Origin of the sequence: Qingrenia yutianensis, from assembly GCF_014385105.1 — a bacterium.
GTDB lineage: Bacteria > Bacillota > Clostridia > UMGS1810 > UMGS1810 > Qingrenia > Qingrenia yutianensis.
This window is the reverse complement of record NZ_JACRTE010000006.1, coordinates 112322-128247: the sequence shown is the minus strand read 5'-3', so window position 1 is coordinate 128247 and position 15926 is coordinate 112322. Positions and strand designations below refer to the sequence as shown.

The 15926-nt window shown below is 43.0% G+C and carries 19 protein-coding genes; 16 read left to right on the top strand and 3 right to left on the bottom strand.

What is annotated here, in order from left to right; all coding sequences use genetic code 11:
* Positions 1–2 precede the first annotated feature (2 nt).
* The 14 genes from H8706_RS06870 (at position 3) to H8706_RS06805 (ending at position 10866) form a co-directional block, all read left to right on the top strand.
* A complete protein-coding gene (locus H8706_RS06870; protein ID WP_178348378.1) occupies positions 3–638 on the top strand; it encodes a hypothetical protein in 636 nt (211 codons plus the stop codon).
* Complete coding sequence (alr, locus tag H8706_RS06865) at positions 610–1734, top strand: alanine racemase (protein WP_178348379.1); 1125 nt, start codon at positions 610–612, stop codon at positions 1732–1734. Before H8706_RS06870 ends, alr begins: the two co-directional genes overlap by 29 nt.
* A 119-nt stretch (positions 1735–1853) precedes the next feature.
* Positions 1854–2129 (top strand): CopG family ribbon-helix-helix protein, encoded by a 276-nt coding sequence (locus tag H8706_RS06860; RefSeq protein ID WP_262432041.1) that lies wholly within the window; start codon positions 1854–1856, stop codon positions 2127–2129.
* Between the two features lie 2 nt (positions 2130–2131).
* Positions 2132–2479: a type II toxin-antitoxin system PemK/MazF family toxin gene (locus H8706_RS06855; protein WP_262432040.1), complete on the top strand. Its 348-nt coding sequence runs from the start codon at positions 2132–2134 to the stop codon at positions 2477–2479.
* A 255-nt stretch (positions 2480–2734) separates the two neighbouring features.
* A complete protein-coding gene (locus H8706_RS06850) occupies positions 2735–3145 on the top strand; it encodes a twitching motility protein PilT (protein ID WP_262432039.1) in 411 nt (136 codons plus the stop codon).
* A gap of 83 nt (positions 3146–3228) precedes the next feature.
* Positions 3229–3909 carry an MBL fold metallo-hydrolase gene (locus H8706_RS06845; RefSeq protein ID WP_262432038.1) on the top strand — a complete coding sequence of 227 codons (681 nt, stop codon included), beginning with the start codon at positions 3229–3231 and terminating at the stop codon, positions 3907–3909.
* Between the two features lie 144 nt (positions 3910–4053).
* Positions 4054–4254 (top strand): cold shock domain-containing protein, encoded by a 201-nt coding sequence (locus tag H8706_RS06840; protein ID WP_178348384.1) that lies wholly within the window; start codon positions 4054–4056, stop codon positions 4252–4254.
* 158 nt (positions 4255–4412) lie between these two features.
* A complete protein-coding gene (locus H8706_RS06835) occupies positions 4413–5276 on the top strand; it encodes a MurR/RpiR family transcriptional regulator (RefSeq protein ID WP_178348385.1) in 864 nt (287 codons plus the stop codon).
* 13 nt (positions 5277–5289) lie between these two features.
* On the top strand, positions 5290–6504 hold the full coding sequence (locus H8706_RS06830; protein WP_262432037.1) for a BaiN/RdsA family NAD(P)/FAD-dependent oxidoreductase: 1215 nt from the start codon (positions 5290–5292) through the stop codon (positions 6502–6504).
* A gap of 70 nt (positions 6505–6574) precedes the next feature.
* On the top strand, positions 6575–7045 hold the full coding sequence (locus tag H8706_RS06825; RefSeq protein WP_262432036.1) for a hypothetical protein: 471 nt from the start codon (positions 6575–6577) through the stop codon (positions 7043–7045).
* A 96-nt stretch (positions 7046–7141) separates the two neighbouring features.
* Complete coding sequence (locus H8706_RS06820; RefSeq protein ID WP_178348388.1) at positions 7142–7561, top strand: HutP family protein; 420 nt, start codon at positions 7142–7144, stop codon at positions 7559–7561.
* A 13-nt stretch (positions 7562–7574) separates the two neighbouring features.
* Positions 7575–8252, top strand: a complete 678-nt coding sequence (cmk, locus tag H8706_RS06815) for a (d)CMP kinase (RefSeq protein ID WP_262432035.1) — start codon at positions 7575–7577, stop codon at positions 8250–8252.
* Positions 8253–8255: 3 nt separating this feature from the next.
* Positions 8256–8849 (top strand): lysophospholipid acyltransferase family protein, encoded by a 594-nt coding sequence (locus tag H8706_RS06810; RefSeq protein WP_262432034.1) that lies wholly within the window; start codon positions 8256–8258, stop codon positions 8847–8849.
* Positions 8842–10866: a bifunctional 4-hydroxy-3-methylbut-2-enyl diphosphate reductase/30S ribosomal protein S1 gene (locus H8706_RS06805; protein ID WP_262432033.1), complete on the top strand. Its 2025-nt coding sequence runs from the start codon at positions 8842–8844 to the stop codon at positions 10864–10866. The genes H8706_RS06810 and H8706_RS06805 overlap by 8 nt, the downstream gene beginning before the upstream one ends.
* A 97-nt stretch (positions 10867–10963) precedes the next feature.
* On the opposite strand, the gene H8706_RS06800 is transcribed toward H8706_RS06805, so the two are convergent.
* From H8706_RS06800 to galE, 3 genes are all read right to left on the bottom strand, one after another.
* A complete protein-coding gene (locus tag H8706_RS06800) occupies positions 10964–11665 on the bottom strand; it encodes an ATP-binding protein (protein WP_262432032.1) in 702 nt (233 codons plus the stop codon).
* 96 nt (positions 11666–11761) lie between these two features.
* Positions 11762–12313: a hypothetical protein gene (locus H8706_RS06795; protein ID WP_178348393.1), complete on the bottom strand. Its 552-nt coding sequence runs from the start codon at positions 12311–12313 to the stop codon at positions 11762–11764.
* A 106-nt stretch (positions 12314–12419) separates the two neighbouring features.
* The gene (galE, locus tag H8706_RS06790) at positions 12420–13424 is read right to left on the bottom strand and encodes a UDP-glucose 4-epimerase GalE (protein ID WP_262432031.1); all 1005 of its coding nucleotides are present in this window, start codon (positions 13422–13424) and stop codon (positions 12420–12422) included.
* A 190-nt stretch (positions 13425–13614) separates the two neighbouring features.
* Between galE and H8706_RS06785 the strand changes: the two genes are divergently transcribed.
* A complete protein-coding gene (locus tag H8706_RS06785; RefSeq protein WP_178348395.1) occupies positions 13615–14679 on the top strand; it encodes a branched-chain amino acid aminotransferase in 1065 nt (354 codons plus the stop codon).
* Positions 14680–14700: 21 nt separating this feature from the next.
* Entirely contained in the window at positions 14701–15912 is a 1212-nt protein-coding gene (locus tag H8706_RS06780) for a cofactor-independent phosphoglycerate mutase (RefSeq protein WP_262432030.1), read from the top strand.
* Positions 15913–15926 lie beyond the last annotated feature (14 nt).

Below are 15926 nucleotides of genomic sequence, written 5' to 3'. Positions count from 1 at the left end.
TTTTGAAAAAGTTAAGATATTTTCCGATACTTTTGATTTCGCTCGTGCTCACGGGGTGCTCCGCGCCTCAAAAGCAGACGTTTGAAGAACGGTTTGAGAAAAAATATCTTGATATGCAAAGCTACGCCGCGTCGGGCAGTATTGAGGTTTTCAGCAACAAAACGGAAAATTCGTATAAATTTGCGCTTTGCTCCGAAAAGGACGGCGCGCGTATGGTTGAATATCCCGAAGATAAGCTGAAAATCGTTTTCAAAGACGGCGAGGCTGTAATTATAAACGGAAAAACGAACGGCAAGGAAAAGGTCAAAGAGGAAAAGGACGAATATCTGCACATTTTTCCCGACAAATTTTTTGCGCGGTACATTGCCGGCAAAGGCTCGGGATACATCTATGAAGAGGGCGGTGCAGGCATAAGCATAAAATGCGACGTTTCCACAAAAAGCGGTGACGAGCTTGTGGAAATTATGATTTTGGACGAAAAAAAGCTTGAACCGAAATCGTTTACCGTTTTCAGAAAAGGCGGAGAAAAACTTTTTGAAATGAAATTTAACGGATTTGAATTTGTGAAAAAATTCAAAGACGGTGTTTTTGATACAGAAGGGGATACCAATGAGGGTTTGGAAAGAGATAAAACTTGACGCGGTAAAGAACAATGTAAAAAACATACGCGGACTTTTAAAGGACGGCACGCGTCTGCTGGCTGTTATCAAGGCGGACGCATACGGTCACGGCGCGGTTGAGGTTGCAAAGTCGCTTTTGTTTGACGGAGGCGCTGACTATTTCGGCGTTGCAACCTACGGCGAGGCGGAACAGCTCCGCAGAGCTGGAATAAACACGCCCGTTCTCATTCTCGGCGCGGTGTTCGGCGACGAATATGCCGAGCTTGTGAAAGACAACATCACGCTCACGGTTTTTGATTTTGACACCGCGAAAAAGCTTTCGGACACCGCGAAAAAACTCGGGAAAACCGCGAAAATTCACATTAAAATCGACACGGGAATGGCACGGATAGGATTTTTGCCAAGCGAGGACGCAGTGGAGGAAATTATAAAAATTTCAAAGCTTGACGGCATAGAAATCGAGGGAATGTTTTCGCATTTCGCAAAGGCGGACGAAGCGGACAAAATGCCTACCAGAGTGCAGTTTGAAAAGTTTATGTTTATAAAAAATGAGCTTTTGAAAAGGGGAATAAAAATTCCCATATGCCACATCTGCAACAGCGCCGGAATTATAGATTTTCCCGAATACCACCTTGATATGGTGCGCAGCGGAATTATAACTTACGGTTATTACCCGTCGGATTTTGTGAACAAAGATGCGTTAAAGCTTGAAAGCGCAATGAGCTTTAAAAGCAGGGTTGTGCACATTAAAACGGTGGAGGCAGGAACGAGCGTAAGTTACGGCGGAACGTTTACCGCAAAGGAAAAAATGAAAATCGCAACCGTTTCGGCAGGATATGCCGACGGCTACAACAGGCTTCTTTCAAACAAAGCGGACGTCATTATAAACGGCGAGAGGTGCAGGGTTTTGGGGCGCGTTTGTATGGATCAGCTTATGGTTGACGCAACTCATCTTAAAAATATAAATTTGGGTGATGAGGTTATATTATTTGGAAAAAGCGGTAATAATACTGTTACCGTAGAAGAAACTGCTGAAATTATAGGAACAATAAACTATGAGGTGTTGTGCAGCTTGAGCAAGCGCGTTCCCGGGGTTTACATACACGGGGCTTAATTTGGAATAAACTGCATTTGACAAACAGTGCGGTGTGGGGTATAATTTTAGTATCTGAAATAAGCTTATAAATATGTAAATTCAAGTAATATTAAAGAAGTTGAGGGGGCTTGACTGTCTTGGCACATCACAAAAAAATACTGATTAGTGTTTCCGATTCGCTGCTTGAAGAAGTGGATTTGCTTGCACAACGGCAAAATGTTAACAGAAGTGAATTTATCCGCGAGGCAATGCGGCTTTATATCAAAGACCGAAAAAAGCAGCAGCACGCCGAGATGATGAAAAAGGGCTACGAGGATATGGCGAAAATCAACTTGGAATTTGCAAGTGTTTGCTTTGAAGCGGACTGTCAGCAGCAGCAGAGCTACGAGGAGAAACTTTCGGAGTGTGAATAAGAATGATTGTAAAACGCGGCGATGTTTTTTATGCTGATTTAAGCCCTGTTGTCGGTTCGGAACAGGGCGGTGTAAGACCCGTTTTGGTTATCCAGAACGATATTGGAAACAAATACAGTCCGACTGTGATTATCGCAGCCGTTACATCTCAAATCAACAAAGCAAAGCTGCCCACGCACATTGAAATTTCGGGCGACGAGTACGGACTTAACAAAGACTCGGTTATTCTTGCCGAGCAGGTGCGGACTATTGACAAAAGACGGCTTAAAGAAAAAATCGGACATCTGGACGAGGAGCTTATGGCAAGGGTGAACGAGGCTCTTGAAATCAGCTTCGGACTTGAAGAGTAGGCTGTGTGGATTTTTCTACATAGCAAAGAATTTAATACGCAATTCTTAATGAAAACACCGCCGATGCTTTTCGGCGGTATTTTTGCGTCAATAATTTTTGCGTTTTTTTACAAAAATCGGTATTAAATTTTGTGTTTTTTGACGTATTTTTCCCTTTTTTACAAAACACCTTGCATATCGTGCAAAGCTATGATATTATTTAATCAGGAAAATATTTCTTTCGGAGGCTTTAATTTAAAAAAAGGAGTGATTTTGATGGTTAATTTAATCGTTGGAAAAAAAGGTACGGGAAAGACCAAAATGATGCTTGACAGAGTTAACGAGGCTATTGACACCGCGCACGGAAATGTTGTGTTCATAAACTCGGGCGACAGGCACGTTTACCAGCTCAATTATGCGGTTCGCCTTATCGACGCGGCAGAGTATGCAATCAAGACGTACAATGAGTTTATATGCTTTATAAACGGCGCTCTTTCGCAGAATTACGATATTACCCATATTTTTGTTGACAGTCTTTTCAAGGTTGTTGACGACGATATTAAAGGTCTTGACGGTTTTATAGAAAAAATCGACAAAATCGCGAAGGATAAAAACATCAATTTCACAATCACAGTCAGCGCAGCTAAATCGGAGCTTCCCGAAAAGGTTTACGGTTATATCGTTTAAGAATATTAAATTAGCCAAATCAGCGCGCCGTGTGTGCGCTGATTTGTTTTAATTATTTTACATTTTGAAGGGACTTGACAAATATGATGAAAATTACTTATCTCGGACAGGCGGGACTTTTGTTTGACAATGGCAAAATCAAAATTATGACAGATCCGTATCTTTCAAACAGCGTTGTAAGAGTTAATCCGCGCAACTACCGCCGTGTGCCGGCGGACGAAAGTTTTCTTAAAATTGTTCCCGACGTCCTGGTGCTTACGCATAACCATCTTGACCACACCGACCCCGACACGCTTGTGCACTATATTTGCGGTGAAAAAAGCGTTACCGTGCTTGCGCCCGAGGCGGCTTTTGAAGAAGCGAGAAAAATAGGCAACAAAAATCAGAATTATGTTAAATTCAACCGTCACACTGAGTGGACGCAGGACGGCGTGAAATTTACTTCGGTGCTTGCCGCACATTCCGACCCGCACCCGATAGGCGTTATAATCGACGACGGCGAAAAGAAATACTACATCACCGGCGACACGCTGTATAATACCGATATTTTCGGCGATATTCCGGACGGTATAGATGTTTTGTTTATGCCGGTAAACGGACTGGGAAACAATATGAACAAAACCGACGCGGCGCGTTTTGCAAAAAAAATAAACGCCAAAAAGGTTGTACCGTATCACGTGGGAATGTTTGACGATATGACCGCGGAGGATTTGGACGTTGAAAATAAGGTTATTCCCACTATTTACAAGGAAATAGAGCTTTAATAAACGGTCTTTGGAAATGTCGCTTTTTGATGAAAAAAGAGTTACGGTTTTTCAAAAAAACATTTGACTTTTTTTTGCCGATATGGTAAACTATTCATTGAGCGAAAAATTAAGCTCGTAAAATTTTTAGGAGGTACTTTAGATATGCAAAAAGGTACAGTTAAATGGTTTAATGCTGAAAAAGGCTACGGCTTCATCGAATGCGAAGACGGTACAGACGTTTTTGTTCATTTTTCGGCTATTACAATGGACGGCTACAAATCACTTGCAGAGGGTGATAACGTAGAATTTGAAGTTATCGAAGGAAACAAAGGCCCTCAAGCTGCCAACGTTACAAAGTGCTAATTGAGGCATTCCGATGCAAGGGTTTTTAAATATAGATTTGATTAACAGATAGTGTATATTTATAGCTCGATAATTACAAACCTTAAAACACCTCCAATGGCGTCCATTGGAGGTGTTTGACTGCATATACATTATCAGAAAAATAAGAGGGTTTAAAAATGGAGAAAGATTTAATTGCCGAAATTTCGGCACGGTCGGATACCTTCAGCAAGAGTCACAAAAAAATTGCCGACTATATTGTAAAACATTATGACAAAGCGGCGTTCATCACTGCGTCAAAGCTTGGCAAGGTTGTGGGAGTGAGCGAGTCTACAGTTGTCCGCTTCGCGGTTGAGCTTGGTTTCGGGGGATATCCCAAACTTCAGAAGGCTCTGCGCGAGCTTATACGCAACAAGCTTACTTCCGTTCAGCGAATGGAAATAATAAAGACGCATATCGATGAGCAGAACGTTTTAAAATCGGTGCTTCTTTCGGATATGGAGAAGCTTAAACAAACGGGTGAGGAGCTTGATAAAGACGCATTTGACGGCGCGGTGTCAACAATTTTAAACGCCGAGAATATTTATATTATCGGCGCAAGAAGCTGTTATTCCATAGCGAATTTTCTGGGATTTTACCTTAATTTAATTTTTCCGAATGTTAAAATTATAAGCACAAACAGTGCGAGTGAAACGTTTGAGCAGATTTACAGAATAGGCGAAAACGACGTCGTTGTAGCGATTAGTTTTCCGCGTTATTCGCGCAGAACGATAAACGCGTTAAAATATGCGCACGAGAAAAAAAGCAGTATTGTTGCGATTACCGACAGTCAAAATTCGCCCATCACCGAAAACGCGAGCTACACGCTCACCGCTCGGTGCGATATGTCAACGTTTGTAGATTCGCTTGTCGCACCGCTTTCGATTATCAATGCGCTTATTGTCGCGCTTGTTATCGAACGCAAGGAGGAGGTCGGAAAAACGCTTTCCGAACTTGAGGATATTTGGGACGAATACGAGGTTTACGAGAAATACATAAAATAAACGGGGTGAAAATGTGAGTGTTGTTTGCGTTATAGGCGGAGGGCCTGCCGGAATGATGACCGCCGCGGTTGCCGCCGCGAGGGGCAAAAAAGTTGTGCTTACCGAAAAAAACAATATGCTTGGAAAAAAGCTTCTCATAACGGGCAAGGGACGCTGCAACATTACAAACAATGCCGATATTGAGGAATTTTTCAAAAATGTTCCGCGCAACTCAAATTTTTTATACAGCGCGTTTTATTCTTTCACAAATGCCGACCTTATACGGCTTTTAAACAAGCTCGGTCTTGAAACAAAAGTCGAGCGCGGAGGGAGAATTTTCCCTGTAAGCGATAAATCGAAAGATGTTTTGAACGCGCTGAAAAAACTGCTTGCAAAAAACGGCGTTGTACTTTACAACAGCGAGGTTGCCGATATTTTAAGCGAGGACGGCAAAAAGAGAGTGATTTTTGCCGACAAAAAAAGCCTTTTGTGCGACAAAGTTGTTATCGCAACCGGCGGTGTTAGTTATCCGTCCACTGGTTCGACGGGCGACGGATATAAATTCGCTCAAAAATTCGGTCATACCGTAATACCGCCCAAACCGTCGCTCGTACCGCTTGAAACAAAGGAAAATGTTTATCCTATGATGGGACTGTCATTGAAAAATGTTGTTTTAAGCGTATATGACGGCAAAAAAGAGATTTTTTCCGAAATGGGCGAAATGCTTTTCACGCATTACGGAATTTCGGGTCCGCTCGTTTTGAGCGCGAGCAGTCACATAAAACCCGACCGGGTGTCAGAGTGTAAGGTTTTTATAGATTTAAAACCGGCACTGGACGAAAAAACGCTGGACAAGCGCATTTTGCGCGATTTTGATGAATTTAAAAACAAGGATTTTGTAAATTCGCTGTCAAAACTCTTACCGCAGAAAATGATTGCCCCCGTTGCGGAAAAATCGGGGATTTTCGAGCACAAAAAGGTTAACGAAATAACAAAGAACGAACGAAAAAATCTTGTTTCGGCAATAAAGCGTTTTCCGCTTAACATAAAGGATTTCCGTCCCGTTTCCGAGGCAATTGTTACGTCGGGCGGAGTGTGCGTGAAAGAGATAAACCCGTCAACTATGGAGTCCAAGCTTGAAAGCGGACTGTTTTTCGCCGGCGAGGTTATCGACGTCGACGCGTATACAGGCGGTTACAATTTGCAGATTGCCTTTTCGACAGGTTATCTTGCAGGCAAAAACGTATAGATAATTTGAATTTATTTTCCGTTTCTTCATAAAATATACTTGTGATGAAATATTTTCGGGAGGGCGGAATATGAATAAATTTTTTGATAAAATAAGGAAAAAAAGCGAAAATATAAACGTTGACAAAACGCTTAAAACGCTTTGTATATCACTGCTTGCACTGGTTTTAATATCGCAGATCGGATTGAAAATTCCTTTTGTAAAGGGATATTTTACCGATATTGAGGTTTTTGAAGGCACGGCGGTAGGCGATGACGCAATCCGCGAGGGTGTTGTGACGCTCACGCTTTTGTCGGGCGAGCCGAAAAATGAGCTTGAAATTTTGGTGAACGGCGAAAAGGTGGACGTCTTTGACCAAACCGAAAAAAAGCTTGAACTCTTAAGCACGTCGGTTATAGAGATAAAGGCACTTAAAAACGAAAAATACACCGTTAAAATTTCGGATATGACCGATAATCTTTATCTTACAACGGCAAACGGCGAAATTCCGATAACAAAGGGCATAAATTTTGTAGGACGGATAATTCTCAAAAACAGTTGAAAAGGTATTGTAAATCCGCGAAAAATGTTGTATAATAAAATTTAAGGCGGTATCAGACTACCGCCCGACGGTAATATGGCAGCAAAGGAGAAAATTATGAACGAAAATGAAATCGGCAGCCGTGACGTGGCAGCCGCGGCGATTTCCATTGCACTCACAAAAGGCAGAAGCGCCGAGCGTGAGTACATAGAAGAAAAAAGCAAGGACGGATTTGTGTGTTCCGCGGTCGATTACGGCGGAGAATTTATAACCAACATCAACAAAATTGTTGAGCGCGCGGTGGTTTCTGCGGTGCGCGAGGGAGTTATTTCGAGCACTCACCGTGAGGAGGGCGCCGTTATCGGTGCAACGCGTGAGGCTATTACGCAGGTTATGGATAAGGCAATCGGGCTTAACGTCGGCGGAAAAATCGGCATTGCAAGGTATAAAGAGCACCTTTGCGTGTGCATATTTTTTGCAATCGGTATGCTTCACCTAAACGAAGTCGGCATAGGCTTGGGACACCGCGTTATTTAATTCGGAGGACAAAATGAAAATTATAAACGTTGCCATTGACGGCCCGTCGGGCGCAGGAAAAAGCACGCTGGCGCGTCTTGCGGCAAAAAAATTCGGGTTTATATACATAGACACGGGTGCGATGTACCGCGCGTCAGCATTAAAAATGCTGAATTTGAAAATTGACATAAAAAACGATATACCAAGCGTGATAAAGGCTATTGCCGATACGAAAATCGAAATTTCGCACATAGACGGTAATCAGCATATTTATCTTGACGGCGCGGACGTTACCAACCTTATAAGAACGCCCGAGGTGTCGATGGGCGCGTCAAATATTGCGGTCATAAAGGAAGTCCGCTTAAAGCTTGTGGATTTACAGCGCGAAATCGCGAAAAATCACAGCTGTATTATGGACGGGCGCGACATAGGAACATATGTTCTGCCCGATGCGGATATTAAAATTTTTCTCACCGCAAGTGCTGAAAAACGCGCAAAAAGGCGCTTTGACGAGCTTTTGGAAAAGGGAGAAAACGTCACGTTTGACGAGGTTTTGTGCGATATGAAAAAGCGTGACAAAAACGACGAGGAGCGTGCGTTTGCACCTCTTAAACCTGCCGGCGACAGTATTTTGGCGGATACGAGCGAGCTTAATCTTGCGGAGTCGGAGCGTCTTATTGAAAACATAATTTCTGAAAGATTGGAAAAATAGAGTATGATTTTAAGAATTGTTGAGTTTCTGGTAAAAGTATTTTGCCGTGTGATTTTCAGAATAGAAATTTCGGGTATGGAAAATATCCCCGACAACGGTGCGTGTATGGTGTGCGCAAACCACCAAAGCAACTGGGATCCCGTCATTCTGATACTGTTTTTAAAGCGGAAAGTCCATTTTATGGCGAAAAGCGAGCTGTTTGAAAATTTCTTTTTAAACAAGCTTTTGACGAGTGAGGGTGTTATTCCCATAAAGCGCGGTGCGGCGGATATTAAGGCAATAAAAAGCTCTATGGAGGTTCTTAAAAACGGCGAGGTTTTGGGGATGTTTCCGACGGGCACGCGCACAAAACAAATGAACGGCGCGGACGCGAAAAAAGGCGCGGCGCTTATCGCGTCGAGAACGGGTGCAAATGTTGTGCCGATATACATTAACGCAAGTTATAAACCTTTTTCAAAGATAAAAATAAACATCGGCAAATGTATGGATTTGACCGAACTTAAAGGCAAAAAACTCACTCCAGAGGAGCTTGAAGTTTTGAGCGGTGACATTTACGGAGAAATTAAAAAACTTGCCGGAGATACAAAAAATGTGTAAAATAACAGTGGCAAAAAGCGCAGGTTTTTGCTTCGGCGTAGAGCGCGCCGTAAACGAGCTTATGCGCATTGCAAAAGAGAAAAAAACCGTCACGCTCGGACCGATTATTCACAACGGCTCGGTGATAGAAAAATTTGAGTCGCTCGGCGTGAAAATTGTAAATTCGCCCGATGAAACGCCGAAAGGCGCAACGCTTGCGATACGTACGCACGGCGTTAAAAAAAGCGTGATTGAAAAAATAAAAAGCGAAAATATTGATTTTTGCGATTTAACCTGTCCGTTTGTGAAAAAAATTCACAATATCGCCTCGGAGTATCACGAAAAAGGCTATAAAATCATCATCGCGGGGGACAAGCATCACCCCGAGGTTGACGGTATAAACGGCTGGTGTGACGACAGCGCGCTGGTTATAAGCGATTTAAGCGAGCTTGACGGCAAAATTTCGCCGTCCGACAGGGTTTGTCTGGTGGCGCAGACCACTATGGATAAAAAAAATTACGAAAAAATAAAAAAATTTGTAAAAATATCTTGCCAAAACCCCATAATATTTGATACAATATGTAGTGCGACCGAAAAACGTCAGAAAGACGCGGAGGAAATATCGAAAACGGTCGATATTATGCTGGTTGTGGGCGGCAGGATGAGCGCAAACACAAAACGGCTTGCGGATATTTCAAAAAAATACTGCAAAAACACTTTTCAGATTGAAACCGTGAGGGATTTACCCTTGCGTTTCGATATACCAAAAAACAAAATTGGTATTACGGCCGGAGCATCGACTCCGCCGTGGATAATTAAGGAGGTAGTAGGCGAGATGGAAGAAATGGTAAATGGCGAAGTAAGCTTTGCCGAAGTATTGAAAGAACACGAAAAGGAGCAGGCTTTGGTTACCTTAAAAACAGGTGATATTGTTAAGGGAACCGTTATGCGAGTTGAACCCAACGGTGTCAGCGTTAACTTGGGGTATAAATCAGACGGTTTCATACCTGCAAGCGAGGTTGTTGACGACCCCGAGGCTGACATTTGTGAACTTATAAATGTCGGCGACGAAATTGAAGTTTTCGTTGTCAGAGTTAATGACGTTGAGGGCGAAGTTACGCTTTCAAAAAGAAAAATCGACGCTATCAAGAGCGAAAAAGTTTTGGAAGAAGCTTTTGAAAACGAAACCGTTCTTACGGGTAAGGTTGTTGAAATTTTAAACGGCGGTGTTTTGGTTGCTGTTAACGGCGGAAGAATTTTTGTTCCGGCAAAATTTGCGTCGGACAGATATTTGGCTGATTTGTCGGTATTGCAGAATCTTACCGTTGATCTTAAAATTATTGAAATTTCCAAAAAACGCGGCAGAACGAAAATCGTCGGCTCAATCGCGGCGGTTATCAGAGAGCAGAAAAAGAAACTTGCAGAAGAATTCTGGAACAACGTTGAAGTCGGCAAAACATACACAGGCGTTGTTAAATCGCTCACAAAATTCGGTGCGTTTGTTGACATCGGCGGTGTAGACGGCTTGGTTCACATTTCCGAGCTTTCGTGGTCGAAAATCAAACACCCGTCCGAGGTTGTTTCGGAGGGTGAAACTGTTGAAGTTTATGTAATCGACTTTAACAAAGAAACAGGCAAAGTTTCGCTCGGTTACAAAAAAGCTTGCGACAATCCGTGGGAAAAAGCAAAAGCAGAGCTTGAGGTGGGCAAAGACATCGACTGCAAAATCGTAAGAATTGTTCCGTTTGGTGCATTTGCTGAAATTTATCCCGGAGTTGACGGCTTAATTCATATTTCGCAGGTTGCCGCAAAACGTATCGGCAAGGTTGAGGACGAATTGAGCGTTGGTCAGCACGTAACCGCAAGAGTTGTTGAACTCGATTTTGAAAACAAAAAAATCGGTTTGAGCATAAGAGCGATTATCGAAGAAGCACAGAAAGCAGAGGAAGCTGAAATCGTTGCGGAGGAAAACGCAAAAGAAGAAGCTGCCAATGATGAAGCTGTTTCCGAAGAAACCGCTGAAACAACAGAAGAATAATTAAGACAACATAATAAAAACCGTGGGCTTAAGGCTCACGGTTTTTTGCGTTAAAACTAAATTTTTTGTGACTGATTTTACATTTGAAAATATAAAATTATTCCAAAATTCCGCCGTCTGTTGAAATTGTCACAACCTGCCACGGAATAAACTTTCCGCTGTTCTGAAGTGCGGTTTTAACGGCATTTTCAATACCTCCGCAGCACGGAACGGACATTCTTGCAACCTTTACGCTTTTTATATCGTTGTTTTTTATAATTTCCGTAAGTTTTTCGGAATAATCCGTCATATCAAGCTTGGGACAGCCGATAAGCGTTATATGGTTTTTTATAAAATCTCTGTGAAAATCCGCATATGCGTAAGCGGTGCAGTCTGCGGCAATGAGAAGATTTGCGCCGTCAAAATACGGAGCGTTCACGGGTGCAAGCTTAATCTGCACGGGCCACTGTGAAAGCTGTGATACCGGTTTTGCGGTATCTTCCGCTGATACGTCCTCCGTCTTTTCGTGAGAAATTGTTCTTGCCATTGAACCGGGGCAACCGCCGTGAAATTTTTGTTTTTTAATTTCCATATTTTTCTTAACCGCCTCGGCATCATATTCCGCCGCCTCGCGCTCTACAAACGATATTGCGCCGGTAGGGCAAGTGGGCAGGCAGTCGCCGAGTCCGTCGCAGTAGTCGTCGCGGAGAAGTTTCGCTTTGCCGTCAACCATTCCGATTGCGCCCTCGTGGCAAGCCTCGGCGCAAAGTCCGCAGCCGTTGCATTTTTCACGGTCTATTTCAATGATACGTCTTATCATATAAAACACCTCACACATATTTTTGTATATCTGTTTGTATATCTTACGACAAACAATATAACACGTTTGATTAAAAAAATCAAATACAATTTAAGGTTAAAATTCAAAAATTTCCCGTGTTTTTTCTTTTACAAATTTCGGCAGAACAATAATTTCGTCCTCGCCCTTCTCGGTGATATACATAACAATGTCGTCAATATTTACGCGCCCTTTTGTGACGTAATAATACGGCAGATTGTCAAACAGTGCGTGGCGTTTGCCGAAACGGTGCGCGAAATCTTCATTTGCCGTCCACGACGCCGATGTGTATTCGATATCGTCGGTATGACCGCGGTATACTGTTATAAATCCGTCATCATCGGCGAGATTTACAAGATTTGTGTTGCTTAAAATTTCGTCTTTGCCGAGCGCTTTTATTTTTCTTTCGAGTTTTTCGGTGAAAAGCTGTTTTTTAAATTTATGCCGTATACTTTTCATAAGCGCTTCTTTATATATTTCGTATAGAAAGCGCTCGGGAATTTTGCTGTAAAGCGTAACAAAATATTCAATTCCGCCGTAAAGCGAGCTGCGGCATATATGATGATTAAAAAAGTCGCTCGGTTTTTTCATTTTTTTAATGTATTTTTCCAAGGTGTCGGTTTCTTTCATAGTCTTTCAAGTCCTCCAAAAAAAGACGGTGAAGATAGTACAGTACATCTTCACCGTCTTGCTGTCAAAAATGGCAGTACACCAAACGGTGAAATGCCTTTAAAAATTAAAGTCCGTTAGGATTTTTTTTAGTAAAGTTCCACGAATCGATACACATTTTTTTAATGTCAAGCTTTGCGCTCCAGCCAAGCTCGTTTTTGGATTTTGTCGGGTCTGCATAGCACTCTGCTATATCGCCGGGACGGCGCGGAGCGATTTTGTAGTTGATTTTAACACCGCTTGCCTCCTGATATGCGTTTACAACGTCGAGAACGCTGTAACCTGTGCCTGTGCCGAGGTTATATGCGTCAACGCCGGTTGTATCCATAATTTTTTCAAGTGCTTTAATGTGTCCCTGGCTTAAGTCCACAACGTGAATGTAATCTCTTACACCCGTGCCGTCGTGCGTGGGATAATCGTTGCCGAACACCGACAAAACTTCAAGCTTGCCGAGAGCAACCTGTGCAATATAAGGAACGAGATTGTTCGGGATACCGTTGGGGTCCTCGCCCAAAAGTCCGCTTTCGTGCGCACCGATGGGGTTGAAATATCTCAAAAGTGCGATTGACCATTCATTGTCCGAAACATAAAGGTCGCGGAGAATGTTTTCAATCATAAGTTTTGTACTGCCGTAAGGGTTGGTTGTCGAAAGCGGAAAATCCTCTTTAATCGGCACGGTTTTGGGGCTTCCGTAAACGGTAGCCGACGACGAGAACACAATTTTTTTGACGTTGTGTTTTGCCATAACCTCGCAGAGAATAAGAGTACCCGTTATGTTGTTGTGATAATATGTAAGCGGAATTGAAACCGATTCGCCTACTGCTTTAAGTCCCGCAAAGTGAATAACCGCATCGATTTTGTTTTCGTCAAAAACCTTTTCAACCGCGTCTTTGTCGAGCATATCCGCTTCGTAAAGCTTAACGCTCTTGCCTGTGATTTTTTCAATTCTTTTAACTGCCTCGGGTTTTGAATTGCAGAAATTATCGAGAATAACAACTTCATATCCCGCGTTTAAAAGCTCAACGCAGGTATGACTGCCGATAAATCCCGCACCGCCTGTTACAAGTATCATTAAGAACACCTCGTTAAATATTATTGTTTTTATATAATTTTATCATATTTTTCCGATAAAGTAAATATTAAAACGCGAATTTATAAAAAATAACTAAAAATTTAAAAAAAGGGTAGATTTTTTTTTTGTTTTGTTGCATAATATAAGAAAATGTTGATTTTATAATTATTATGGCAGGGAGGAATTTTTAATGGAAATCAAAATTGAAAGAACAAAGAACCCGAAGGCTAAACCGGACCAGAAAAATCTCGGTTTCGGACACATTTTTACCGACCATATGTTTGTTATGAACTATACCGAGGGAAAAGGCTGGCACGATGCGAGAGTCGTTCCGTTTGAAAATTTGAGCCTTTCGCCTGCCGCTATGGTTTTCCACTACGGACAGGAAATGTTTGAAGGTCTTAAAGCGTATAAAGGCGAGGACGGCAGGGCAAGACTTTTCAGACCCGAAATGAATGCAAAAAGAACAAATGCATCTAACGAAAGACTGTGCATACCCAAAATTCCCGAAGAGGATTTTGTTGAAGCGGTCAGAACGGTTGTAAGCGTTGATAAAGACTGGATTCCTACCGAAAAAGGCACATCGCTCTACATACGTCCGTTCATCATCGCAACAGACGCATTTTTGGGCGTTGCACCGTCGAAAACATATATGTTTATAATTATCCTTTCGCCGAGCGGTGCTTATTACGAAAGCGGTCTTGCACCTGTCGGCATCTGGATTGAGGATGAATACGTAAGAGCCGTAAGAGGCGGTATGGGCTTTGCAAAAACAGGCGGTAACTACGCGGCAAGCCTTATCGCACAGGTTAAGGCGCACGACGACGGCTATTCGCAGGTTTTGTGGCTTGACGGCGTTGAAAGAAAATACATTGAAGAAGTCGGCGCTATGAACATCTTCTTCAAAATCGACGGCAAAATCGTAACACCTATGCTCAACGGCAGTATTTTGCCGGGTATTACAAGAAATTCGGTTATCACGCTTTGCAAAGAGTGGGGCTACGAGGTTGAAGAAAGAAAAGTTTCGGTAGACGAACTTCTTGAGGCGCAAAAGAGCGGAAAACTCGAAGAGTGCTTCGGCACAGGCACTGCGGCGGTTATTTCGCCTGTAGGAAAACTCCGCTACAAAGATGACGTTATGGTTATAAGCGGCGGCGAAATAGGCCCCGTATCGGCAAGAATATACGACGAAATCACAGGTATTCAGGGCGGTACGAAAGAGGACAAACTCGGATGGATTACATTTGTTGACTGATAACATTTTAAGGAGAAGCATATGAAATATATTGTTGTACTCGGCGACGGTATGGCGGATTATCCCGTCGACGCGCTCGGCAAAAAAACACCGCTTGAATATGCAAAAAAGCCGTATATCGACTCGCTTTGCAAAAAGGGCGTTACGGGGCTTGTTTCAAACGTTCCCGACAATCTAAAACCCGGCAGTGACGTTGCAAACCTTTCCGCAATGGGATACGACCCTCAAATTTACTATTCGGGACGTTCGCCCCTTGAGGCGGTAAGTATGGGCGTTGACATCAAGGACACCGACGTTGTGTTCAGATGCAATGTTGTAACCGTTACCGATGAGGAAAGATATGAGGACAAAAAAATTATCGACCACAGCGCGGACGAAATCACAACCGACGAGGCGCGCGAGCTTATAAAGGCGGTTAACGACGCTTTTAAAAATGATTTTTTAACGTTTTACCCCGGTGTAAGCTACCGTCACGCTATGGTGTGGGCAAACGGTTCGACAAACGTTGAGCTTGTTCCGCCCCACGATATTTTGGAGCGCAGAATAGGCGATTATATCCCCAAAGGTGACGGCGCGGATATAATCTACGATATGATGAAGAAAAGCTATGATATTTTAAAAGACCACCCCGTAAACGTTGACAGAATAAAGCGCGGATTAAATCCCGCAAACTCAATCTGGATTTGGGGCGAGGGCAGAAAGCCGAGGCTTGAAAGCTTCAAAAAGCTTTACGGTCTTGACGGCGCGGTTATCTCCGCGGTTGACCTTATAAAAGGCATTGCAATCTGTGCAGGTCTTAAGTCGATAGACGTTGACGGTGCAACAGGAAATGTCAACACGAATTTCAAGGGCAAGGCGGACGCCGCTCTTGACGCGTTCAAAGACGGCGCAGACTTTGTTTACATTCACCTTGAGGCGCCCGACGAGTGCGGTCACCGTGCGGAAATCGAAAACAAGGTTCGCTCCATTGAGCTTATCGACGAAAAAATTGTTGGATATATTTGCGATAATCTGAATAAAATAGGAGAGGAGTACAGAATGCTGATACTGCCCGACCACCCCACACCGCTTGCTCTGCGCACGCACACGAGGGACGCAGTACCTTTTGTTTTGTACGATTCGACATCTCCTAAAGATAACAAAGTGTCATCATACACCGAGGCTAACGCTAAAGAAAGCGGAATTTACTACGACAAGGGTTACAAGCTTTTGAATGTATTTTTGAAAAAATAATTGCCGGGTGTGAT

Coding starts and splice junctions, on each gene's coding strand:
- cmk (WP_262432035.1), top strand. CDS start 7,575: ATGAAAATTATAAACGTTGCCATTGACGGCCCGTCGGGCGCAGGAAAA.
- H8706_RS06850 (WP_262432039.1), top strand. CDS start 2,735: ATGGTTAATTTAATCGTTGGAAAAAAAGGTACGGGAAAGACCAAAATG.
- H8706_RS06855 (WP_262432040.1), top strand. CDS start 2,132: ATGATTGTAAAACGCGGCGATGTTTTTTATGCTGATTTAAGCCCTGTT.
- H8706_RS06835 (WP_178348385.1), top strand. CDS start 4,413: ATGGAGAAAGATTTAATTGCCGAAATTTCGGCACGGTCGGATACCTTC.
- H8706_RS06810 (WP_262432034.1), top strand. CDS start 8,256: ATGATTTTAAGAATTGTTGAGTTTCTGGTAAAAGTATTTTGCCGTGTG.
- H8706_RS06845 (WP_262432038.1), top strand. CDS start 3,229: ATGATGAAAATTACTTATCTCGGACAGGCGGGACTTTTGTTTGACAAT.
- H8706_RS06825 (WP_262432036.1), top strand. CDS start 6,575: ATGAATAAATTTTTTGATAAAATAAGGAAAAAAAGCGAAAATATAAAC.
- H8706_RS06805 (WP_262432033.1), top strand. CDS start 8,842: ATGTGTAAAATAACAGTGGCAAAAAGCGCAGGTTTTTGCTTCGGCGTA.
- galE (WP_262432031.1), bottom strand. CDS start 13,424: ATGATACTTGTAACAGGCGGTGCGGGATTTATCGGCAGTCATACCTGC.
- alr (WP_178348379.1), top strand. CDS start 610: ATGAGGGTTTGGAAAGAGATAAAACTTGACGCGGTAAAGAACAATGTA.
- H8706_RS06840 (WP_178348384.1), top strand. CDS start 4,054: ATGCAAAAAGGTACAGTTAAATGGTTTAATGCTGAAAAAGGCTACGGC.
- H8706_RS06780 (WP_262432030.1), top strand. CDS start 14,701: ATGAAATATATTGTTGTACTCGGCGACGGTATGGCGGATTATCCCGTC.
- H8706_RS06800 (WP_262432032.1), bottom strand. CDS start 11,665: ATGATAAGACGTATCATTGAAATAGACCGTGAAAAATGCAACGGCTGC.
- H8706_RS06820 (WP_178348388.1), top strand. CDS start 7,142: ATGAACGAAAATGAAATCGGCAGCCGTGACGTGGCAGCCGCGGCGATT.
- H8706_RS06785 (WP_178348395.1), top strand. CDS start 13,615: ATGGAAATCAAAATTGAAAGAACAAAGAACCCGAAGGCTAAACCGGAC.
- H8706_RS06795 (WP_178348393.1), bottom strand. CDS start 12,313: ATGAAAGAAACCGACACCTTGGAAAAATACATTAAAAAAATGAAAAAA.